17 protein-coding genes are annotated in these 25024 nt (G+C 39.2%); 8 read left to right on the forward strand and 9 right to left on the reverse strand.

The features are described from left to right. Window positions 1-471: 471 nt before the first annotated feature. The 3 genes from PMEL_RS11780 to PMEL_RS11790 all read right to left on the reverse strand — a co-directional run bounded on the left by PMEL_RS11780 (window position 472) and on the right by PMEL_RS11790 (window position 4154). On the reverse strand, window positions 472-1989 hold the full coding sequence (locus PMEL_RS11780) for an MBOAT family O-acyltransferase (RefSeq protein WP_120175563.1): 1518 nt from the start codon (window positions 1987-1989) through the stop codon (window positions 472-474). Window positions 1990-2046: 57 nt separating this feature from the next. Continuing rightward, window positions 2047-3450 carry a hypothetical protein gene (locus tag PMEL_RS11785; RefSeq protein ID WP_120175448.1) on the reverse strand — a complete coding sequence of 468 codons (1404 nt, stop codon included), beginning with the start codon at window positions 3448-3450 and terminating at the stop codon, window positions 2047-2049. A 68-nt stretch (window positions 3451-3518) separates the two neighbouring features. After that, a complete protein-coding gene (locus PMEL_RS11790) occupies window positions 3519-4154 on the reverse strand; it encodes a TetR/AcrR family transcriptional regulator (RefSeq protein WP_120175449.1) in 636 nt (211 codons plus the stop codon). 125 nt (window positions 4155-4279) lie between these two features. Between PMEL_RS11790 and PMEL_RS11795 the strand changes: the two genes are divergently transcribed. Continuing rightward, window positions 4280-6571, forward strand: coding sequence for an NADP-dependent malic enzyme (locus PMEL_RS11795; protein WP_120175450.1), 2292 nt, complete (start codon window positions 4280-4282; stop codon window positions 6569-6571). 476 nt (window positions 6572-7047) lie between these two features. Here PMEL_RS11795 and PMEL_RS11800 read toward each other — a convergent pair whose 3' ends face one another. Further along, complete coding sequence (locus PMEL_RS11800; RefSeq protein ID WP_120175451.1) at window positions 7048-9039, reverse strand: dipeptidyl-peptidase 3 family protein; 1992 nt, start codon at window positions 9037-9039, stop codon at window positions 7048-7050. 11 nt (window positions 9040-9050) lie between these two features. Further along, on the reverse strand, window positions 9051-9509 hold the full coding sequence (locus PMEL_RS11805) for a helix-turn-helix domain-containing protein (protein ID WP_025838609.1): 459 nt from the start codon (window positions 9507-9509) through the stop codon (window positions 9051-9053). Between the two features lie 377 nt (window positions 9510-9886). Between PMEL_RS11805 and hcp the strand changes: the two genes are divergently transcribed. The 6 genes from hcp (at window position 9887) to PMEL_RS11835 (ending at window position 17993) form a co-directional block, all read left to right on the forward strand. Beyond that, complete coding sequence (gene hcp, locus PMEL_RS11810; protein ID WP_120175452.1) at window positions 9887-11539, forward strand: hydroxylamine reductase; 1653 nt, start codon at window positions 9887-9889, stop codon at window positions 11537-11539. A gap of 661 nt (window positions 11540-12200) precedes the next feature. After that, a complete protein-coding gene (gmd, locus tag PMEL_RS11815; RefSeq protein WP_120175453.1) occupies window positions 12201-13292 on the forward strand; it encodes a GDP-mannose 4,6-dehydratase in 1092 nt (363 codons plus the stop codon). Between the two features lie 125 nt (window positions 13293-13417). Next, window positions 13418-14620: a GDP-L-fucose synthase family protein gene (locus PMEL_RS11820; protein ID WP_120175454.1), complete on the forward strand. Its 1203-nt coding sequence runs from the start codon at window positions 13418-13420 to the stop codon at window positions 14618-14620. A 107-nt stretch (window positions 14621-14727) separates the two neighbouring features. After that, on the forward strand, window positions 14728-16842 hold the full coding sequence (locus PMEL_RS11825) for a prolyl oligopeptidase family serine peptidase (protein WP_120175455.1): 2115 nt from the start codon (window positions 14728-14730) through the stop codon (window positions 16840-16842). Between the two features lie 145 nt (window positions 16843-16987). Then, window positions 16988-17752, forward strand: a complete 765-nt coding sequence (locus PMEL_RS11830; RefSeq protein ID WP_120175456.1) for a YaaA family protein — start codon at window positions 16988-16990, stop codon at window positions 17750-17752. A gap of 43 nt (window positions 17753-17795) precedes the next feature. Next, complete coding sequence (locus PMEL_RS11835; protein ID WP_120175457.1) at window positions 17796-17993, forward strand: hypothetical protein; 198 nt, start codon at window positions 17796-17798, stop codon at window positions 17991-17993. A 417-nt stretch (window positions 17994-18410) separates the two neighbouring features. On the opposite strand, the gene PMEL_RS11840 is transcribed toward PMEL_RS11835, so the two are convergent. Continuing rightward, window positions 18411-20024, reverse strand: a complete 1614-nt coding sequence (locus PMEL_RS11840) for an OmpP1/FadL family transporter (RefSeq protein WP_120175458.1) — start codon at window positions 20022-20024, stop codon at window positions 18411-18413. A gap of 42 nt (window positions 20025-20066) precedes the next feature. Then, window positions 20067-21113: a hypothetical protein gene (locus PMEL_RS11845; protein WP_120175459.1), complete on the reverse strand. Its 1047-nt coding sequence runs from the start codon at window positions 21111-21113 to the stop codon at window positions 20067-20069. Window positions 21114-21280: 167 nt separating this feature from the next. Between PMEL_RS11845 and prmA the strand changes: the two genes are divergently transcribed. Then, the gene (gene prmA / locus PMEL_RS11850; RefSeq protein ID WP_120175460.1) at window positions 21281-22150 is read left to right on the forward strand and encodes a 50S ribosomal protein L11 methyltransferase; all 870 of its coding nucleotides are present in this window, start codon (window positions 21281-21283) and stop codon (window positions 22148-22150) included. Here prmA and PMEL_RS11855 read toward each other — a convergent pair. Together PMEL_RS11855 and PMEL_RS11860 are read right to left on the reverse strand one after the other, a co-directional pair. Beyond that, complete coding sequence (locus PMEL_RS11855) at window positions 22074-22952, reverse strand: glycoside hydrolase family 25 protein (protein WP_120175461.1); 879 nt, start codon at window positions 22950-22952, stop codon at window positions 22074-22076. The genes prmA and PMEL_RS11855 overlap by 77 nt on opposite strands. Window positions 22953-23372: 420 nt before the next feature. After that, window positions 23373-25016: a diphosphate--fructose-6-phosphate 1-phosphotransferase gene (locus PMEL_RS11860; RefSeq protein WP_120175462.1), complete on the reverse strand. Its 1644-nt coding sequence runs from the start codon at window positions 25014-25016 to the stop codon at window positions 23373-23375. Window positions 25017-25024 lie beyond the last annotated feature (8 nt).

The following is a 25024-nucleotide window of genomic DNA, read 5'->3' on the forward strand; positions in this document are numbered from 1 at the left end:
AATCAGCAACGATTTCATCTATTTATAACAATTACACAAATGACATTCATCTAAAACAACAAGTTTACTTTTGTAACTTCTCTACATCATCTCATAAAGTTAGCAGACTTCGTATTGTAATAAAAAATCATATACTCATTTTTAAACAAGGCTTAAATACATTTGAATTAACGCTTAATTGACGTTCAAAAGATGCCCTTTTGCCTTTCAATTAACGCCCTTTTGAAGGCTAACTAAGCACCTTTTCAAATACAAAATCGCAATCTACTGATAACCAAATAGTTACAAAGTCATACTTTTCAGCTATATTTGTGCATTTTGGGGGCTAAACTACTCACATACTTGTAAGTTTTTTTTTCACAACAAAACTTGCTATAATTAGCCATCAGTTTAGAAAAAAGCAAAACAACGCATACTGTTTATCTAATGTATAGTTTAACAATATGCGCTGTCATTTAAACAAAGAGCCAATTAGAACTGGAAGTAAATAAATGGCTGTATATCAGAGCTCTTTACCTGCATGATAATAAAGATAACAATAGTAATTGCTATTGCAGAAAGTAATACGCCACCCTTTTCCAAGACACGTACACAACGATTCTGCCATGAGTCTGGAATCCAATGTGTCAGAAGAGCAAATATCATCAAAAGGAATACATACTTATACCCTATGAAGACATCAGGAAGTACGGAAGGATTGAACTTCGTAAACATTTGCTTTACCATAACCCATACAGCATCAAAGTCCTTACAACGGAAGAAAAGCCATGTAAAACAGAGTACGTGGAAAGTGATAAATACTGAAATAAACCGACGAAGACCAGATGGATGATAACGACGGTCGTGCTTCATAACTGTCTGTGACCAGAACTTATGTACACAAACCAATGCACCATGCAAGACACCCCAAACAATAAAGTTCAACGAAGCTCCATGCCAAAGACCGCAAGCTGTCATAGCAACCATCTGATTAAAATACATACGAAGTGTTCCCTTCTTGTTTCCACCAAGCGAGATATAGACATAATCACGAATCCAAGTTGAAAGCGAAATATGCCAACGACGCCAGAAATCAGTCATGGAATCGGCTGTAAGTGGTGCATTAAAGTTCATAGGAATCTTAAATCCAAGAAGTAAAGCAATACCGATTGCCATATCAGAATAACCAGAGAAGTCGCAGTAAATCTGAATACAGTAGCCATAAAGACCAAGAAGAACCTCGCCACCAGAGAAGAGCGTTGGGTTGTCAAAGATACGATCTACAAAGTTTTGTGAGATATAATCAGAGATAACAGCTTTCTTAAAGAGACCAATGATAATAAAGAATACTCCCTGCGCAAACATTTCACGGCTGATATGTAACGGCTTGCGAATCTGTGGACCGAAGTCTGTTGCACGCGTAATCGGACCAGCGAGAAGTGTTGGGAAGAAGCTGACATAGAAAGCGTAGTCAAGAAGTGACTCCATTGGTTCAGCCTTCTTTCTGTAAATATCTACAACGTATGAAATTGTCTTAAAGGTATAGAAGCTAATTCCTACTGGTAAGAAGATATCCCAAGGTTGGAAGTTTCCACCAATCATCTGTGTTACCATTCCTGCAAAGAAGTTGGTGTACTTAAAGTAAGCCAACAATCCAAGGTCTATCAACAGTGTCAAAGCTAACCATAATTTAGGATGCTTTCCCTTAGCAACACGTTGTGCAATATAAAAGTCACTGATTGTAACGATAAGCAACAACAAGAAATAGAAGCTACTACTCTTATAGAAGAAATAATAAGAGAAAAGCGTTACAAAGAGAAGTCTACCATCTACCTTATTTCGCAGACAGTAGTAACCTATCATGAAGACCAAGAAGATAAAGAGGAATGCTCCTGATGAGAAAAGAAGCGGTTCGCGTGGATTATAGAGCAGGATGTCAACCACCTTTGTGAAGTCAAGGCTTGAGACATACAACTCAATATTCTGTAGGAAGATTTTTAATATAGCCATGAACTGGCTGAATAAATTACTTAATTCCATCTGATTCTATATTGTGCTAATAAATATTTACTGTTCAGCTAATTTCTCACGTCTTGCATAATTCTTCTGTCCTGCTACAATAGACTTGAAGATGCGCTCGCTGACATATTTACCACCTTTATAATTAATGTGTACGTAATCCTTAGTACCCATACCCTGTTCGTCTACGATACGCATCATTGTACCAGGACCGCCCATCGCACGGAAAAGATTATAGAAACCGACATGACAATCGGCTGCAAGTTGCTCTTGATAGCCTACTAACATCTCGACACCCTTCATTGTACCATCAGGTGAAGTCTTTGAGCCACGGTCAGGACTACTAACAATAAGAATGCTCGTTTCAGGGAAACACTTGTGGAAGAGGTCTACAACAAGCTTCATGTCAGCCATATACTTCTTCAATCGCTCAGGCGTTGTCTCTGCGTCTACAGCATTGACACCAAACTGAAATACAATAAGATCATACGGACGAACACGAGCAAACTCTTTCAACATCTGCTCTGGAAGTTTTGCTAATGTTGTACCAGAAGAGCCACGCATACTGAAGTTATCAAGAATAATTCCTTCGTGACTCTCTTGTGATGTACCAAAGAGAACTGTGTTAGAACCATCCACCTTAATAGTTGCATGAGAAGTAACACCATCCATCTTTACTGCTTGCACCTCTGCTGATGGGTTTACACGCTGTGTTGATGTCTTTCCTCCATCAATCTCAAAGGTTACGTTAGCACCACCTTTTGAACGAAGATAAAGCCATGTACTTGCCCACTTCTCTGTAAGCGGATATTCATGAGATAAAGAGAAAGGAGCATACGACATAGTAGCTTGTCCATTCATTGTATAATAACGTTCCGCAATACCAGCTTGATTTGCATCGTAACTTGTTGGCTTTTTTACCATGTGTTCGGTAAGTCCCGTAAACTTCTTATCTACTGTGTGCTTATATTGGTCAAGGTCGTTACCTGCATCTATCCATCCAACACCATAACCTCCATAATGTTTTTGAAGATCTTCGCGTAAATCAGCTAACAGAATATCACCCTCGATAAACGAATCGCCGAAATAAGCAATACGAACAGGACGACCAACCGCCTGCTTCTGAGCTAACATATTAAGTTGACTATAGAAATGATCAAGACCACCAGGTTTACCAGCTGAATAATCTACGATACGTTCTGTTCCCTTTGGCCACTCTTCCTTAAAATCAATAACCTTTCCCTCTTTGTCATAAGCAACTACAGCTGAAGGCTTCTTTGGTGAAGGTATTACATCTTCGAGTACTTTCTTCTTTTGTGCAAGGTCACTCAGAATATCAATCTCTCGTAGTTTTGTATCTCCTATTTTAAAGGTAGGAAGGAAGTGAAGTAGAAAAAGGAACAATGCCACTAACAATGTTAGCAGCAATGTTTTATATGTATTATCTTTCATCTATTAATTATCTTTTACAAAATGTATTTTATTCAAATGCACAACATATAGTATATTAATTATCCACTTTAAGACAAGTGAAGAGAGTTTAGTTCTTCATCCAACAGCTTGACACCCTTCAGCGTACAATAAGCGCGAATAAAGAATAATATACCAACATGTGCCAACTCCTTCACATCGTATTTCTTATAAAGATACTGATTCATAATTGCTTGCTGAGATGCAACAGTCAGTGTACGAACAATATCATAGTTTACATCAGGAAGGAACAAACCTTCATCAATACCACGTTGTATAAAAGCGTGAGCATCGGTTTCCCTTTCATCATGTAGCCTACGTACATAAGCGAGCAACTCTGGATATCTATGAAATTCTTCAAAGAAAAGAGGGTTAATTTGACTAAACTCCTCTATGCGAAAACGACAGATTTCAATGATAATATTAATTACATTCAATCCCGTCTTGACAATCTCGTCCATCCGTCGTTTCTCTCTCTGCTTGTCATGTCGTACAACTTCGAAAAGCAGTTCTTCTTTGTTGCTATATATTTCGTAGAGCGTACGCTTTGAAATCTTGAGCTCGTTGGCAATATCATCCATCTTGACACACCTTATTCCACGCTTATGGAAAAGCTCTATGGCAGTAATGAGAATTCTCTCTTTAAGTTCTTGCCGATAAGTGGTTTCTGTAGCTGTATTATGCATTAAACTTTATTTTTGCGACAAAATTACAAAAAACTTTCATAATGGCATCTGTTTTAGAGTGGATTTTACTAACTTTGTAAATCAAATATACATTTTTGTAATATAATCACGTAAAAAGATTAAATATGGTCAAGGTAACAAAAGAAGCCGCTTTGGAATATCATAACAACGGCCGTCCTGGCAAAATTGAAGTAACGCCTACAAAACCTTATAGTACACAGACAGACCTTAGTCTGGCATATTCGCCTGGCGTGGCATACCCATGCTTAGAAATTCAGCAGAATCCTGACGATGTATATAAATACACTGACAAAGGAAATTTGGTTGCTGTTATCAGTAATGGTACAGCCGTTTTAGGACTTGGTAACATCGGTGCTATGAGCGGTAAGCCTGTTATGGAAGGTAAGGGCTTGCTGTTTAAGATATATGGTGGTATTGATGTTTTCGATATAGAAGTAGATGAACAGGACCCTGACAAGTTCTGCGAGGCTGTTGAAAAGATTGCTCCAACCTTTGGTGGAATCAATCTTGAAGACATCAAGGCTCCGGAATGCTTTGCTATTGAAGAGCGTTTGAAGAGAACTCTTGATATTCCTGTTATGCATGATGACCAGCATGGAACAGCTATTATCTCTGCTGCTGGTTTGAAGAATGCACTGGAAGTTGCAGGTAAAAATATTGCTGATGTTAAATTAGTAGTAAATGGTGCAGGTGCTGCAGCTATCTCATGTACAAAGCTGTATATGGCTTTAGGATTGAAGAAAGAGAATATTGTAATGCTTGATTCAAAGGGTGTTATTACTTCTGACTCTGAGAACCTCACACCACAAAAGGCTCTTTTTGCCACTGATCGTCGTGATGTTCACACCTTAGAGGAAGCAATTAAGGGGGCTGACGTATTTGTTGGATTATCAAAGGGTAACATTCTGACTCAGGACATGATTCGTTCTATGAACGAGAATCCTATTGTCTTTGCATTGGCTAACCCTGTTCCTGAGATTTCATACGATGATGCTATTGCTGCACGTCCTGACGTAATCATGTCAACTGGCCGTTCAGACTATCCTAACCAGATTAATAACGTAATCGGTTTCCCGTACATTTTCCGCGGTGCATTGGATGTTCATGCTAAGGCTATCAATGAGGAAATGAAGATGGCTGCAGTGTTAGCTATTGCTGATTTGGCTAAGCAAACTGTTCCAGACGTTGTAAATGAGGTATATCATGTAAATGACCTTACATTCGGGCCTAAGTACTTTATCCCAAAACCAGTTGACCCACGACTGATCACAGAAGTTAGTGCGGCTGTTGCTAAGGCAGCTATGGATAGCGGTGTTGCACGTACGCCTATCAAGGATTTCAAAGCTTATAAGCAGAATCTTCGTCAGATGTTAGGGCAGGAAACAAAACTGACCCACACACTCCACGCTACTGCAGCGCAACATCCACAGCGCATTGTATTTGCTGAAGGTGGTCACCAAACAATGATGAAGGCTGCTGTACAGGCTAAACAGGAAGGTATCTGTGTTCCTATCCTATTAGGAAATCCAGACCGTTTGAACCGTGTCGCTAATCGCTTGAAACTTGATATCTCAGATATTGAGATTATTGACATGCGCGCAGATAAGGAGCAGGGACGTCGTGCAACTTACGCAAAACACTTAGCAGAGAAGCGTGCACGCGAAGGCTACACCTTCGACGAGGCATACGACAAGATGTATGAGCGTAACTATTTCGGTATGTCAATGGTTGAAAATGGTGATGCGGATGCGTTTATCACTGGTTTGTATACTAAATATAGCAATACTATTAAGGTTGCAAAGGATGTCATAGGTATTCGCCCAGAGTATAAAAACTTTGGTACAATGCACATTTTGAATACTAAAAAGGGAGTTTTCTACATAGCAGATACATTAATTAATCGTCATCCTGATGCAGAAGTATTAGCTGACATTGCAAAGTTAGCTGCTAACTCTGTTAGCTTCTTCAATGATAAGGCTGCTATCGCAATGCTCTCCTACTCTAACTTTGGTTCTGATAAGGAAGGTTCTCCATTAAAGGTACATACTGCTGTTGAAAAGTTGCAAAAGGAGTATCCTGACATGGCGATTGACGGTGAGATGCAGGTTAACTTTGCATTAAATAAAGAACTACGTGATGAGAAGTTCCCATTCACTCGTTTGAAAGGATTAGATGTTAACACACTCATCTTCCCTGACTTATCTTCTGCCAACAGTGGTTATAAACTTTTGCAGGCTTTGAGCCCAGAAGCTGAGGTTATTGGCCCAATCCAGATGGGTCTTAACAAACCAATTCATTTCACCGACTTCGAGTGTTCTGTACGTGACATCGTGAATATCACAGCGGTTGCGGCTATTGATGCTTATGTAGAGAAAGTAAAAAAGAACATATTATAAATAATAGTATTGTCCAGTAAAAAGTTAGTTAGCATACGCTTTCATGAGGATTTTCTTTGCAATAGATAATATAACATTATCATTGAAAGAGTAGATCTTTTTATCAAGTAAGCATTGTTTGCTTATGACAGTGTAGCTTTTTTATAACATAAAATTGAATTCACTTTGGTGGTAAGTTGAAATGTATTTAGTGCTTCGCACCATTGGTGTTTACCAACAACACAAGTTGTGTTGAGCATTAACACGACTTGTGACGGACATAAACACATCAACTAAAAGCTAAAAGAGAGGTTCATTATAACATATAATAAAATACGAACTTTATATGGACAATATTTATTGGACAATATAAGTAAATAATAAAAGCAGGATATCACTTAGTATCCTGCTTTTATTTTCTAACTTATTTATCTTTAATCGGATATAGCTTTATATTATCGCATTCGAATTGTAGAATATAAACACACTCTATTCAATTAAAGAGTTTGATAGTCTCGAGAGTAACGCAACATCTGTTCTGTGTATGACTCTGAGTAATCAACAACAACATCAATCATCTCGCCAAGTTCATTATAAACTGGCTTTAGAATAGGATTGATAAAGCCTTTGTAAGGTGCTATATTCAAACCTTCATATCGACGGAGTACTTCTGCATGAAGTACTGGGTCAAGATTGATAGCATACTTCTCTACTAATATTCGTGCAGCATCAAAGTCACCTTCACTCTTAATACGCTGAATCTCGGCAAGTTGAAGAGCAAAGATATCACGTAAAGCTTCGTAATCATTAACACGAACAAATGTTTTAGTTTCCTTTGTTGCATTGTCTTCAGAAGTAACAAGTTCTACTACATTATTCTCTTTACCCAGTTCCATTGCCCATTGTGCTATAAGAGCGCGGTTTTGCATGTGTGACTCTTCTATCTGTTTATCAGGCTTAATACGAACCTGCTGTGTGAGCAGACCATTCATCATATAACTATAATATTGTGCTTTATACGCCTCAGTACTATCTAAGAGTCCAAAATCTAAAAGCTTCTGGTCAGCTATATAATATAATCCAAAGAGGTCAGCACGTGCCTCTTCTATCGTATTACCATAATTCTTCAGTGCATCAGGGTCTGTACCAGGCAATAATCGCCCACTACCATGCCCTAAACATTCATGAAGGTCTGTATGAAGATTATCTGTTTTATCCGCATACAAATCCAACAACTTACAAGTTTCTGCATCAATGACAAATTCTTCACGAAATCCATTACCCTTAGCAGCCATATCGTATGCATGAGTAAGATTGGAAATCGTTACACTCTTTGAGCCATGTTCTGCACGAATCCAATCTGCATTTGGTAAATTAATTCCAATAGCTGAAGCTGGATATTCGTCTCCACCTAACATTGCCGCACAAATAACATTAGCTGTTACACCTTTTACAACTGGTTTACGGAATTGAGGATTAACAGGAGAATGATCTTCAAACCATTGAGCATTAGCAGATATAGCCTGTGTACGATGAGTCGCTTCAAGATCTTTATATTCGACAATGCCTTCCCAAGAACCTTTCAATCCCATTGGGTCACCATAAACTTCAATAAAACCATTAATAAAGTCTATACGCCCTTCTTGCTCATGTAACCACTCAATAGAATATATATCAAAATCATGTAAATCACCTGTTTTGTAATAGCGAATCAAGAGATTAATTACATGAAGTTGCTGATCGTTTTCTACAAATTCTTTTGCACGTTCCAGCCAATACACAATTTTTTCAATAGCAGCACCATATTTGCCATCTATCTTCCATACATCTTCACGGATAAAATCGCCTTCTTTTACAAGAGTAGAGTTTAATCCGTAAGATGGTGCTTCAACTGCAGGCCCCTCTTTTTTTAACTTAGCATAGAATTCTTCAACTTCATGCTGAGAAACTCCGTCATAATAATTACATGCTGAAGAGCGAACAATATCTTTACCATCCGTCTTATCAACTCGCTTAGGGAGTATAGTTGGATCAAAGATTACTGGACAGATTTCATTAAGTAATGAATTAACAGATTCTCCTTCTCTAAGAGGGAGCAATTTAGCATCAATAGCTAAAACAGCATTGCGGAAAAAATCTTCAGAAAAACTGGGAGAAAATTTATCACAAGCATAATGATGATAAATACCACTGGCAAACCAAACGTGCTTCAGATATTCTTCTAAAGCACGGAAATTATTTTCTAATCGATCACCATTATAGTTCAAATAAACCGCCTCTAATGTCTTTCTAATACAGAGGTTGTATTTGCCAAACTGATCAAATGTTATGTCACGCCCAAATAGTGTGGCTTCTGACAAACAGTAAATCAACTGTTTTTGCCGAATTGTCAGTGCTTCGAAATCCGGAAGCCGATATCGTAACATTTGTATATCGGCAAACCGTTCATCCTGAAAGTTAAAAGTCTCTTCTCCTATTGATTCTATCATATTGTTTTAATTCATTTCTTAAGTGGTTTTTTTAAACGCACTTCTTCTGAAGAGGGTTGTGCCATGTGACGCATTCTGTAGTCACGTGGAGTGACACCATTCAACTTATAGAAAGAAGCATAGAAAGACTGCCTATTGGAGAAGCCCACCATATCACTGATATCTTCCATATTCAGTTCTTGATAACGCTTGTCAACCAAAAGAGCCATTGCTTCCTCTATACGGAATTTGTTTACAAACGACGTGTAGTTCATGTGGAACCTCACATTAACCACAGCCGAGATGTAGCGCGTATTCGTTCCTAAGTCCTCAGCAAGTTGCTTGGCAGAATAATTTTTGTCTTTGTAACGTTGCTGAATAAGAATGATATTAAGGATTTTCTCCTTTAATTCATCCATTAATTGCGGACTGACCAGACTACGATAGGCGGCTACCTTCTCCTTTTTTTCTGTTAAATTGTACTTAGCCATAATCCGTGTATTTTTAGTTACCTATTCTGTTATTACACTGCAAATATAACATATTTAATTAAGAATGTCAAGTTTATAGCAAGTTTTTTAATATCTATTAGTTATTAAATTTCGCAAAGATTTTATTACACTCCAACGTATCAAGGTACAAAATATTTACATATACCACCTTAACATCTTTTTATACAAAGCGTTTCCGATTTTTATCTTTTACGCTCTTCTTTACATAGATTATGTTCAGAACAACACAAACCTAACTTATTTAATTTTATTCTTTTTTAACCCTTAACCGTCACAAATGTTACCCTTATATCTTTATTTTATATATAATTTTGCACCCATAATAACATTATCGAAATAATATAAAAAACAAAAACATGGCAGAGAACAAAATGTTCTGTTTCCAATGCCAGGAAACAGCAAAAGGTACAGGATGTACAATCCAAGGTGTTTGCGGTAAAAAAGCTGAAACAAGTCGTTGGCAGGATTTATTACTTGGTGTAGCAAGAGGTGTAGCAACAATTTCAGATGCACTCCGCAACGCAGGTATTAAAACAAATCAAGAGGTTGGAGATTATATCGTTGACGCACTTTTTGCAACGATTACCAATGCCAACTTTGATGATCAGGCTATATTAAATAAGGTGGACAACGGAGTACGCATCAAGCGTGAGTTGCTCGCACTTGCAAAAGAAAACAATGTAGCATTGCCTAACTATCAGGAAGTAAACTGGGGTGGTGAGAAAGCAGATTACGAAGCAGAAGGTGATCGTGAGGGTGTTCTCCGTACAGAGAATGAAGATCTCCGTTCATTGAAGGAGTTGACTGTACTCGGCTTGAAGGGTATGGCTGCTTACTACGAGCATGCATCACGCCTTAACGAGCGTAATGAGGAGATTATCGCATTCATCGAGAAGGCCCTTGCTATTGTGTCTAACCCAGCAGCTGACATGGACACCTTATTGGCTACTGTTATGGAAACTGGTAAGTTCGGTGTTGATGCAATGGCATTACTCGACAAGGCTAACACACAGGCTTACGGTAATCCTGAACTCACAAAGGTAAATATTGGTACTGGTAGCCGTCCTGGTATTCTTATCTCAGGTCACGATTTAAAGGATATCGAACAGCTTTTGGAGCAGACAGAAGGAACAGGAGTAGATGTTTACACCCACGGAGAGATGCTCCCAGCTCACTATTACCCACAGTTAAAGAAGTACAAGCACCTTGTAGGAAACTATGGTAATGCATGGTGGAAGCAGAAGGAAGAGTTTGAAACATTTAATGGTCCTATCGTCTTCACAACCAACTGTATTGTTCCTCCTTCACCAAAGGCAAGCTATAAGGACCGCGTATTCACAACAAACGCAACAGGTTTCCCAGGTTGGAAGCACATTCTTGCTGATGAGAATGGTCATAAAGACTTCTCTGAGGTAATCGAAATCGCTAAAACTTGTGAGGCTCCAACAGCTATCGAACAGGGTGAGATTATTGGTGGATTTGCTCACGCACAGGTATTTGCTTTAGCAGATCAGGTTGTTGAAGCTGTTAAGAGTGGTGCTATCCGTAAGTTCGTTGTAATGAGCGGATGCGACGGTCGCATGAAGAGTCGTGACTATTATACAGAGTTTGCTGCTCAGTTACCTAAGGATACAGTCATCTTGACAAGTGGTTGCGCTAAGTTTAAATATAACAAACTGAACCTTGGTGACATCAATGGTATCCCACGTGTATTAGATGCTGGACAGTGTAATGACTCTTATTCATGGGCTGTTGTAGCCTTGAAGTTGAAAGAGATTTTTGGTGCAAATGACATCAACGACCTCCCAATTGAGTTCAACATCGCATGGTATGAGCAGAAGGCAGTTATCGTTTTGCTTGCCCTACTCTACCTTGGCATCAAGAATATACACATTGGTCCTACATTGCCAGCATTCGTTTCACCAAACGTTTTGAACGTATTGGTAGAAAACTTTGGTCTTGGTGGTATCACATCTGTTGAGGAAGACCTCAAGAACATGGTAGGATAAATTAAATAACCACTATCAAAACTTAAAGCCCATTCTATTTTGAGTGGGCTTTCTTTTTATTTCCCAAAGCCAAATCAATTTTTAGGAACTATACGTAACTTGAGTTTAATTGAGTTTTTTTATCTCATATATATAATGAGGTGTATCAAATTAGAAATAAAGAAAGAAAACTGTGTTCTTATATAGTTTTTGAATAAATCAATAATTCAAGTCTCATATTATACGATTTTGTAAACATTCTTTTAATCGCTCATTATTATTTGATGCTCAATAAGACTTTAATTAACGCTTAATAGCCTTCTAAAAGATGCTCTTTTGAATGCTAATAAACGCCTTTTTAAACCCTTAACAAGCACCTCTTTCTTAACACCTACGTAACAAACTCACTACAAGATGGTTACAAAAGCATATAAAAATATATTTTTCGCCCTTCTAAAACAAACATATTAAAGATAATTGTAATTATTTTTCTAAACTACAAAGCACAAATTAGCAAGTAAACTGATACTTAATGAAATGATAAACATTATATTCCAATCTATGATTAGTATTAAATAAAATATAATTTTGCAGTTTATTATCCTTAAATCGACAAATTATTAATATTAATTTGTATCTTTGTGCTATCATTAAGAAAATTACAAACTCAAAAATAAATACAATGCAGAAAAAAGCACTTATCACGGGTATTACAGGCCAAGATGGTTCCTATTTGGCAGAGTTGTTACTCGAAAAAGGTTATGATGTACATGGCACTATTCGTCGTTCATCAGTAGATTTCCGTGAGCGTATTGCTCATTTGGAAGGACGTCCACACTTCCACTTGCATTATGCTGACCTTGGCGACTCTATGAGTATCCTCGGCGTAATCAGTAAGGTGCGCCCAGATGAGATTTACAACCTTGCAGCACAGAGTCACGTACAGGTTAGTTTCGACTCACCAGAGTTTACTGCAGATGTTGATGCTGTAGGTGTATTGCGTATCTTGGAAGCTGTTCGTCAGTTGGATATGACAAAGACATGCCGTATCTATCAGGCTTCAACATCAGAGTTGTATGGTAAAGTTGAGGAAGTTCCACAGAATGAGAACACTCCATTCCACCCTTACAGCCCATACGCTGTTGCTAAGCAGTATGGTTTCTGGATTACAAAGGAGTATCGTGAGGCTTACAATATGTATTGCTGTTCTGGTATCCTCTTCAACCACGAGAGTGAGCGTCGTGGCGAAACATTCGTTACTCGTAAAATTACACTTGCTGCTGCACGTATCAAGCAGGGTAAGCAGGAGAAACTTTACTTAGGTAATCTTGGTTCTCTTCGTGACTGGGGCTATGCTAAGGATTACGTAGAGTGTATGTGGTTAATCCTCCAGCAGGAGAAGCCAGAGGACTTCGTTATTGCTACGGGTGTTCAGCACAGCGTACGTGATTTCTGCTACTATGCGTTCAAGCGTGTTGGTATTGAACTCGAGTTCCAAGGTGAGGACATGAATGAGAAGGGTATTGATAAGGCTACTGGTAAGGTTCTTATTGAGGTTAGTCCTGATTTCTATCGTCCTACCGACGTTGTTAACCTTTGGGGAGATCCAACAAAGGCAAAGGCGAAGCTCGGTTGGAATCCTAACAGCACCAGCTTTGAGGAGCTTGTCAACATTATGGTAGACAGCGACATGGCTAAGGTTGCTTCTGAAGGTGCAGCTGAGAAGGTTAGAACAAACCTTGCTGAGTATTTGGAGAAGGGTATCGTTAAGTAAAAACTCTTCTTTCACTCCTTCTTAAATAGAGGGGTAATTACCGCTTATGCTGATAGTTGGCGATTCCTTATTATCGCTTACTATCAGCTATTATTACTTTTTATCATCTATTCAACAAACTCGTAATGAATAAAAATAGTAAAATATACATTGCTGGACACAACGGTTTGGTGGGCTCAGCAATATGGAATAACCTCCTTCAACGAGGATATACAAATCTCGTTGGACGAAGCCATAAAGAGCTTGACTTGACAGACCAGCAAGCAGTAAAGCGTTTCTTTGATGAAGAGAAACCTGATGCAGTCGTTCTCGCAGCTGCTTTCGTTGGAGGTATTATGGCAAACTACCTCTATCGTGCAGACTTCATCATGCAGAACATGAAGATGCAATGCAATGTCATCGAGCAGAGCTACCTTCACAAAGTGGAAAAACTTCTCTTCCTTGGTAGCACTTGTATCTATCCAAAAGATGCGCCACAGCCTATGCGCGAGGATTATTTACTAACTTCTCCATTGGAGTATAGTAATGAAGAGTATGCTATTGCAAAGATTGCAGGTCTAAAGATGTGTGAAAGCTATAACCTTCAGTATGGTACTAATTACATAGCTGTCATGCCAACAAACCTCTATGGTCCTAATGATAACTTCCATTTGGAGAACTCTCATGTAATGCCAGCAATGATGCGCAAGATTTATCTGGCGAAACTTATTCATGAGAACGACTGGGATGCTATCCGTAATGATATGGATAAACGCCCTATCAACCCAACTGATAAGCTGCGTGCAGAGATTGGTGAAGGTAATGTTGACGGTAAGAATACAGAAGAGCGCATCCTGAAAGCACTCGCTTTCTATGGCATTGAGGATAATAAGGTGACTCTATGGGGTGATGGTAATCCATTGCGCGAATTCCTTTGGAGTGAGGATATGGCTGATGCCAGCGTTCATGTCCTACTGAATGTAGACTTTAAAGATATCATTGGTATTGAGAAATATTCAAGTGTTTTCTACGGTGCAAAGATTGACGGAGCTGTTGACCGTAACAATTCTGAGGGCCGTGGTGGTGCTATCCCATCATTGGGAGAGATTCGTAACTGCCATATCAATGTTGGTACTGGCAAGGAGCTTACCATCAAGGAACTTGCAGAACTTGTTAAGAAGACTGTACACTTTGAGGGAGATATCATCTGGGATGCCGAGAAACCAAATGGTACGCCACGTAAACTCATTGATGTTGAGAAGTTGCACAGCCTTGGCTGGACACACAAAGTGGAAATTGAAGATGGTGTTGAGAAACTCTACGAGTGGTATCAAGAAAGCTTAAAGTAATTCCTATTGCTAATTAGGCATATTGGGCTAATTAGTCCAATAAGCCTAATTAGACTAATAAGCCCACCCTATCGCTAACAGCGAACATTCATTCAAATCTTTACTATATGAAGAAACAAATATTACTGACCGCAGCATTATTGTCTGCTACAAGCATGATGGCACAGAAGCTAACGTATCCACAAGCTCCAAAGGATGGAACCATCGACACCTATTTTGGTGTTCAAGTGGCCGACCCTTATCGCCCATTAGAGAATGATAGTTCTAAAGCTACTGCTGAATGGGTAGCTGCCGAGAACAAAGTTACACAGGAGTATCTCTCTCGTATCCCTTTCCGTGGCAAACTTCTAAATAGAATGAAGGAGTTGGCTAACTATGAGAAAGTTTCTGCTCCATCCTATATCAAGTCCATAGGTAAGTGGCTTTTCTATAAGAATGATGGTCTGCAGAACCAGAGTGTACTGTATATAATGGACAGTCTTGGAGATGAGAAGAACGCACGTGTATTCCTTAACCCTAACCAACTATCAACAGACGGAACCGTAGCATTGAAGGGTATCTACTTTTCTCACAATGGTAAGTATGCAGCCTACGCTATTTCACGCAGCGGAAGTGACTGGCAGGAATTCTATATTATAGATGTCAAGACTGGAAAACTTCTTGACGACCATATCACTTGGGCAAAGTTCTCTGGTGCATCATGGCAAGGCGACGGTTTTTATTACAGTGCTTACGACGCTCCACAGAAAGGACTTGAATTCAGTAATGTGAATTCTATTCAGAAAATATATTATCATAAGATTGGTACTCCACAGTCTGAAGACGTTCTTTTCTATCAAAATCCAGCAAATCCAATGCGCTTCTATGCTGTAAGTGTTAATGAAGAAGAAACGATGATGTTCCTCCATGAAAGTGGTGCAGGCTCTGGTAACAATGTTTATGTACGTGACCTCCGCCAGCCTAACAGCCAATTCATTCAGATGACATCTAATCTTGACTTGCAATATAGTCTGGTTGAGACCATTGGTGACAAGATGTACTTCCTTACCAATGATGGTGCACCAAAGAATCGACTAATGGTTACAGACCTCAAGCACCCTGGTTTCAGTGAGTGGAAAACACTTGTACCAGAGTCAAAAGATATGCTTGAAGGTGTTACCTTTGTTGATGATAAAATGATTCTCAACTATATGAAAGACGCTTCCAGCCACGCATACGTTTATTCTATGGATGGAAAGCAACTTTCTGAGATTAAACTTCCTACCTTAGGAAGTGCAGGTTTTTATGGTGAGAAAGACCGCAAGGAAGTCTTTTATTCCTTCTCTTCCTTTACTGTTCCAACCACCATCTACCAATATGACCTCAACACAGCCAATAGCAAGGTTTATGCAGCACCAAAGGTTAAGTTTAAGGAGTCTGATTATGTTTGTGAACAGGTTTTCTATCCAAGTAAGGATGGCACCAAAATACCACTCTTTATTACTTATAAGAAAGGTTTAAAGCGCAATGGTAAGAACCCAGTATTCCTCTATGGTTATGGTGGTTTCAATGTTCCTTTAACTCCTTACTTCTCTTCTGTACGCATTCCTTTCATTGAAAATGGTGGAATCTATGCACAAGCTTCCCTCCGTGGTGGTAGCGAATATGGTGAGGAATGGCACATTGCAGGTACAAAGATGCAGAAGCAAAACGTTTTTGACGACTTTATCTCTGCAGGAGAATGGCTCATTGAAAACAAATATACAAGCAAGGATTACCTCGCTATCGTTGGCGGTTCAAATGGTGGTTTGCTCGTAGGTGCTTGTATGACACAGCGTCCTGACCTCTTTAAGGTATGTATTCCACAGGTAGGTGTAATGGATATGTTGCGTTATCATAAGTTTACGATTGGTTGGAACTGGGCTCCAGACTATGGAACAAGTGAAGACTCAAAGGAGATGTTCGACTATCTCCATGGTTACTCCCCACTCCACAACCTCCGTCCGGGCACAAAGTATCCAGCAACTTTGGTAACAACTGCCGACCACGACGATCGCGTTGTACCAGCTCACTCATTTAAGTTTGCAGCAACTTTACAAGCTGTTAATGCTGCTAACACACCGACCCTCATTCGCATTGACACAAAGGCGGGACATGGAAGTGGTAAGCCATTGTCTAAGCAATTGGAAGAACAGGCTGATATCTACGGCTTCATCCTTTATAATATGGGATTGAAATATTAAGAGTTCAGAGGAGTTATGCTCACGCATCTTTGTTTGAAAAGTAACTTCTTGCAATAGCATAACTCCTCAAACTTCTAAAATATCTCATTAATAACGATTTAGTCTTAATTCTATAAAATCCTTAACCTCTTAAGTACCCAATCAAATGCAGATACTATTAGCATCCGCTAAGATAATGAACAGTACTACAACAGTACAAACCCCTAACACACACCTGCCTCGCTTCCGAAAAGAAGCAGGACAGATAGCGTTAGAATTAGGTGAACTTTCTGTTGAAGAACTTGCAAAAACTATCCCATGTAACGAGAAGATAGCACTTGAAAACAAACTACGTTATCAAGATTTCTTCAACGAGAAAGCTTTTCTTCCTGCCCTCCTCGCCTACTACGGACAAGCATATAAATGTCTCAAGGCGCAAGAATACAGTCAGAACGACTTCAACTATGCCGACAAACATCTTTGGATAACAAGCTTTCTTTATGGTCTTTTGCGTCCATTAGACCTTATCCACCCCTATCGTCTTGAAGGTAAAGCAAAGCTACCTTCAGCCAAAGGCAAGAATATGTTTGCCTATTGGAAACCTCATCTTACAGATATCCTCATCGAAGCAGTTAAAGCCGATGATGGTATCTTGGTGCATTTGGCAACTGAAGAGTTCCAACATCTATTCGATTGGAAACGATTACAAAAAGAGGTACGTATTATTCAACCGCTTTTTATGGTTGATCAAGGTAGCCGGTTGAAGGCTGTCAGTGTCTATGCAAAGAGTTGTCGAGGCGCTATGACAAGCTATATACTCCGCAACCAACTAACTTCTCCCGAGGATCTTCTTGCCTTCGAGTATGACGGTTTTACTTATGAGAAAAACTATGGAGATGAAAACCATCCACACTTTATATTAAAGCCGTAGCCTATATTGATTCCTGATTATAATTATAAAAGTCAAATTAAATATGTCAATAGAAGAATTTCGCCAACAAATCCTCACCTTGCTACTTTCTAAAACCAACAGCAAGGGTGAGCCACGTTTTGATGAAACATCAGCAAAAGAACTACTCGACCAACTAACAGACGAGGAGTTAGAAGAAGGTATCCTATTCAATACACCAGAAGATGTAGCTGAGATATTATCAGAAATAGGAACACTCTAAGCACACATTATAAGCAACAAAAGAAAACATAGACGACAATCGATTGTTTATTAGAGTTTTCTCTCAGCTTATTAAAGCTTATTCCATCTTAAAATCTCACATTCATAGCAACGAAATATTTTTACATAGCTTTTAGATATTTCTACTTAAAAACAAGAAATAAAAGCATTTTTCAACCTCTTTGTAACTTTCTTCTTATCAAGAAGTTATAAAGTTGTGCAAGAAAAGGTGCTTACTTAGCCTTCAAAAGGGCGTTAGTTAGAGTCTTAAAGAGCATCTTTAACAAGTCAATTAAGGCTTAATTGAAATGCAATTCATCGTTATTAAAAATACTAACGAGAATTTATTTTGACAAAAACAACAAAAAAGGTAAAAGAGAAAAAACTCTTTTACCTTTTTTATTATATATGAAGTTTCTTAGAAACGATAGCCCAATGTGAGGAGCAACTGACTTTTGTTGTTCTTAACATCAGTACTTGTTGCAACGTTAGACTCCTTAACTGTTGTAGCACCAGAAGGTATAGAGATATCTCTAATATTAGAGAATGGAGCAAAAGAGCCTTCCTGTGCACTGTACTGATAAGCCAAATCAATATTGAACTTCTTAATCTGATAACCAACACCTAATGTGAAGCGGTTGATTGCACCCCAGTTTGTGTAGTCTGTTGTTGAAGCATACGATGTACCTAAAGAAGCAAGACCTGGATCCTTCTGCGCATCATTTACATACATTGCACTTACATAATTGTAACCCGCACGCAAAGCAACATTACTTACAGGCTTATACTCAACACCCAACTTCAAAGTGCTAACACCCTTCAGAACTTCTTTAGTGTGGTTATTCATTGTCTTGTCAGGGCTTGATGTCTCGTAGTACTGATTATAGTAATAATCATAGTATCCACCATCGTTGACTCTGCTATTAATATTAGCGTAGTTCTCATACTCGTAAGTTGCACCTAAAGCGAGGTAATTACCCACGGTGTGACCAAGAGAGAAACCAAACTTCCAAGGTGTCCACATCTTGAAATCGTATGAGTTACCGATACCATTTTCCTGACTTGCAGTGCCTGACACATAAACAAGACGTGTAACGTTTGATGTTGTCAAGTCATACCATGTTGGAGACTTTACGTATGCACCGATTCTGAAAGGCGACTCTGCTACTGGACGAACGATAACACCAGCTGTAATATCAAATCCAGAACCTGTTACCTTTCTCTCGTCACGAACGACTGCTCCACTATTATTACCGAAGTTTTCAGCATACTCACTATAGCCCTTGTAAGTAACATCTTTCATACCGAATGTTAAACCAAGATAAACCCTATCATTGATATTTCCACTGACAGCAAAGTCATAATTACCAATGTAACCAGAGTGAGCACGATCTAATGTATAAGCAGTAGCATTCTCATAATTATAAGTTCCTGTACTACCTGGAATCAATGAATTCCAATAGAGGTAATCAATCTGGCTCCAAGTGTATGCTATATCCTTTGAAGTTGAATTTACATAGCCAATGTTCTGACCATCTTTATTCTTATCAACATAGAAGCCACCCTCATTCTGATTACCAAGTGCACCCTTAATATATGACTGCTTATTCTGTGAACTTCCACTCAAAGAGCCTGCAGCATTAAGAATATAATCAAAGTTCTTGCTCTTATGATAGTTGAAACCAAAGTTAAGAAAAGACTTCTGACCAGTACGGGTAGTGTAAACACCGCCAATCTGATCAAAACTCAGATTAGTCTTCTTACCATTAGAGAATTCCTTACCATCTGATTGCATAAGAAGACCACCACTGATACTAACATTGTTGTGACGGAACAAACCGATACCAGCTGGGTTAGAACCAATTGTAGAGATATCAGCACCCAAGGCCTCCATAGCTCCACCCATACCAACGTAACGTGCAGTACCATTCAAGTCCTCTCCTGCTAACTTAGCATTCTCGTATGTCTCCTGCGCATTTGCTGACAAAGCTGCAAACAACGATACTGCAAAGAAAATATATTTACTCTTCATATCTGATATTCTTTATTAATTAAACTTTCATTATCCTAAATCTTATCTATGACCACCGAAGCCACTACGTGACGAACCAAAGCTACTGCCACCACCTGAGTTTGAGCCACCAAAGTTTCCGCCACCACTTCTTGCACCACCAAATGAACTTGGTGAAGGCTGTGAAAAGGTTGAACGCTCTGGCTGAGAATAAGTACGTGTACGATTCTCATAACCATTCTGACGTGCACCGCCAAAGCGGTCATAGTAACCATTCACATCGTTGCGTTGAGATGCATTGTTACCATACTGGTTTACATTGCCACGACGAGTTGAATAAGCTGACTGTCCGTTGTTATAGGAACCATTTCTTGTCTGAGAACCAAAGGCTCTTGGAGAGTTACCCCAGTGATTGGCAGTACCAGTATGACCATTGTAAGCATAGTAACCACCTCTTCTATAACCATAGTAAGGATAACCACCATAATAGCCATAATATCTGCTCCATGGATTGTACCAGCCGTAGCCAGCATAGCCATAATAGTATGGATAACCGCCATAGTAGCCATAATATGGATAACTACCATAATAGCTATAGTAAGGATAACCACCGTAGTAACCATAATACCATGGATCATCCCATCTATCATACCAGCCACCATAATAAGGTGAATGCCATCCCCAACCTACATAGATTGAAGAGCGACCAGCAAACCAAGGGTCATAATATCCTCCGTAGAAGCCATCAAAACGGCTCATTCGTCTGCTATATGCGAAGTCGTCATCACCGCTCTCATACTGCCGTGTGAAGCCTCCGTAGATAGTATCTAACACTACAGAGTCACCATGCAACGTAGAGACACGTGACATAAAGATATCATTTCCAAGAGAATCAACTCCGATTTTCTTATAATTATACTTGCCACGACGATTGTACTCGTCATTAGACTTACCAATACCGCTATAATAAACAGGGCGCTCTTCCTCCATTTTACTCTGCTGATAAGCAGACTGCTCTGCCTTTGATGGGGTAAAATAAAGGTCATCCTGTGCCATAGAAAGCAATGGCATAGCTCCAAATAAAACCGAAAGTAATACTGATCGTTTCATATACCCTTTTTTAAAATTACACTTGTTTTAACACCAAGATATGTATGTACACAATCTTTATAGTGCAAAAATAAGACAACTTTTCTTGCAAATATACGGATTTTCCCTAATCCATGGTAGGTTTTTCCCTATTTTTTATAATTTTGCAGTAGAAATTTAACACCAAGATGAAATATATACAAGTAAAGTTTACGGCAGAACCTGATTCTCAGGATGTAAGAGACATTATTGCAGCTCTTGCAGGTGAAGTTGGATTCGATTCCTTCACGGACGAGCCAGACGGACTCGTTGGCTACTGCCAAGAAGATCTTTTCAATGAAGAAACACTTAAAGAGACCATGCTGAATTTACCTATTCCAGACATAAAGGTTTCTTTCACAGCTAATCAAGCTGAGGATAAGAACTGGAATGAGGAATGGGAGAAAGCTGGCTTTGACCCTATCATCATTGATGACCGCTGTGCTATCATTTGCAAGAATATGGAAGAAGAGGCTATTGCTAACTATCCTCAGCTTGCAACAATCCCAATGAAGATTGTTATTGATGCACAACAGGCATTTGGTACAGGTACACATGAAACAACACAAATGATTGTTTCATTATTATTAAACCAAGAGCTCAAGGATAAGAGAGTCCTCGACTGTGGTTGTGGTACGGGAATTTTAGGTATTGTTGCCGCTAAATGTGGTGCAAAGGATGTTGTATGCTATGATATTGATGAGTGGAGCGTACGCAATGCAGAGCACAATGCCGAACTGAATGGTGTAGAATTAGATGTACTTGAAGGCGACAAGCGAGTCTTGTCACACGTGAGTGGTGTCTTTGATGTTATCTTGGCAAATATAAATCGTAATATTATCCTTGAGGATATAGACGAGTTTGTCAGTGTTATGACAACTGAATCAAAGATTATTTTGAGTGGATTCTATGAGCAGGACGCAGAAGCTATCCTTCAGAAAGCTAACGAACTCGGTCTGAAAGAGAGTCAACGTTTGTTGAATCATGACTGGTGCTGCCTACTGCTTGAACGGGCGTAACCTCTTCGGGAATAAGCAATTGCTGCAAATCATAGAAGCTACCATTGTAGATATTTAAGTCTACATATCCCTTAATACCTGGCAGCCTTCCAGCATCGGTATGCTGCCAGAACTTCCAAGCACCTTGATACTCCATCTGATTAACATAGTAGTGGGCTATCCAATAAGGATAATCATCAAAGCGAGAATCAGAAAGATATTGGTCCTTAAACTTATAATAGGTATAGATGATAGGTTTCACATGATACCTATCTTCTACAATATGTAGCCATGTAAGAATATTCTGCTGGAACTCTTCAGTACTAATATTCTTTGGCTTATGCTCGACATCAAGTACTGGTGGTAAATCTCCCGGCTGTAAATGGGCCATAGCAAGAAAGAAATAAGCCTGACGACGTGCTGACGAGTTATTGCTCCAGAAATGATAAACACCTCGTATAAAGCCAGACTCTTTTGCATTATAGAAGTTCTCACGGAACTTCACATCAACATGACTATCACCCTCCGTTGACTTAATAATAACAAAACGAATAGGTGAACGGTCTATCAACGCATTTCTAAGTCTGTTCCAGTTAATCGTACCTTGATAACGACTTACATCAATACCATAAATTGTATAACCCTCTGGGTAGTCAGGATCACCATAAATAGCACGCCATCTGAAGCCTGTAGGTGAAACAAAGAAGAAATAAAACAGAAAACTATACCCTACAGCAAGACACAATCCTCCAGCCCATCGCATCCAACTTGGCATCTGAATCCAAGTCTTTAATATTGAATGAAGCACTTTGGGAATAAACATTTTCTTACTTTTGGATAATCTTAAGTTCTACTTTATATCTATATACATTAAACTTTCAAGATTTCTTTTCATGAAAAAAAGAAATTATTTTCATGAAGAAAAATAATTATTTACGTGAAGATAAATATTTATTTTCATGAAAATAAATTAGCATACGACCTGAATAAGTTCAAAATATGTTGTTTTTTTAGATTCAATAGACAGCAGAATTAAAAACAATTAAGCACTACTTACATCCGTAATCATGTGCTATTATTATTGTATGAATGTTATAATAATAGATTGAATTTCAAAGGAATAATTGAACATTGCTTACTAACTACTTAAACATAGAAGCAAGATAAACAGGAGCTTGTATAAAAACAAAAGAAGAAACAGAGGATATAACTATCCCCTATTTCTTCGTTTATGTATATACTATTACTTAGCCTGCTCTAACTCGAGAGTCTTAGTAGTCTGATCACATACTGAAGAAGGACCCCAGTACTGGATTGGACCTGGATAGATGTAGCAAGTTTCCTTAGCCCACTTATCACGCTGAGCAGCGAAAGCCTTAAATGGAGCACCATCAAGTTCTACAAGTGCCTTGCGGATAACTGGCTTCATCTCACCGTTACGTCTCTCCATGTTCATCATCATAGTGATTGGCACACCTCCTGCCTTCCACTGATCTGTACCAGCTGTTGTGTTCTTAACGATAGCCATGTAACCTGTCTTACCGTTTGCAATCAACTGAGCTGCTGATGAACCGAGTGCATAGCAGTAGTCTGCATCAAAGTTAGAAGGAGCTGCGCAACGACCCTCGTAACCGAAGAAGTGGTGAAGAGGAGAGAACTTACCAGTGTACTTGCCTTCCTTCTTCCACTGATCAAGCTTAGCAGCAACCATCTCAGAGATAAGCTTCTCTGTCTCGATGAGAGATACCTGTACGTTACCATGTGGATCACGATCAAGAGAAAGCTGACGAGCAACGCCCTCTGGAAGTGTCTCGAAAGTAGCCTTATTCTCTGCTGAGAGGTGAGCGAGAATATACTCACGCTGAGCAGCCTTGTCAAGGTTCAAATACTCTGCACCATGAGCAGCGAGCAAGTCATTCAACTCCTGAATCAAACGACCGATAGCAGGAATAAACTCGATAAGACCCTCTGGAATCAAAACAACACCGAAGTCGTTACCCTGCTCTGCACGATAAGCAACAACACCAGCAATATACTCAACGATATCATTCAATGTCTGATCCTTAGCCTCAATCTCCTCAGATACCAAGCAGATGTTTGGCTGTGTTTGCAAAGCACACTCAAGAGCGATGTGAGAAGCAGAACGGCCCATCAACTTGATGAAGTGCCAGTACTTACGAGCAGAGTTACAGTCACGCTCAATGTTACCAATAAGCTCAGAGTATGTCTTTGTTGCTGTATCGAAACCAAAAGAAGTCTCAATCTGATCGTTCTTCAAGTCACCATCGATAGTCTTAGGACAACCGATTACCTGTACGCCATACTGCTTAGCAGCATAGTACTCAGCCAATACGCAAGCATTGGTATTTGAGTCGTCACCACCGATGATAACAATAGCCTTGATATCCAACTGACGGATAATCTCAAGACCCTTCTCAAACTGCTCTTCCTTCTCAAGCTTTGTTCTACCTGAACCAATCATATCGAAACCACCAGTGTTACGATAAGCCTGAAGATTCTCAGCTGTAATCTCGATGTAGTTGTGGTCAACAAGACCACCAGGACCCATAAGGAAACCATAAAGGCGGTTCTCTGGGTTCAACTTCTTAACCTCATCAAAGAGACCAGAAATAACATTGTGACCACCAGGAGCCTGACCACCTGAGAGGATAATACCAACGTTAATCTTAGCATTGTTAGCTGAATCAGCTGGAACAAACTCTACGAGAGGCATTCCGTAAGTATTAGGGAACAGCTTCTTGATATCCTCCTGATTGTCAACACTCTGTGTAGGAGCACCTTCCTGCACCTTTACTGCACCCTGAAGAGCCTTAGGCAACTTTGGCTGATAGCCTGCTCTTTCCTTCTGCAATGCGCTAATTTCCATGTGTTTAA

Source organism: Prevotella melaninogenica (assembly GCF_003609775.1).
Classification (GTDB): Bacteria; Bacteroidota; Bacteroidia; order Bacteroidales; family Bacteroidaceae; genus Prevotella; species Prevotella melaninogenica_A.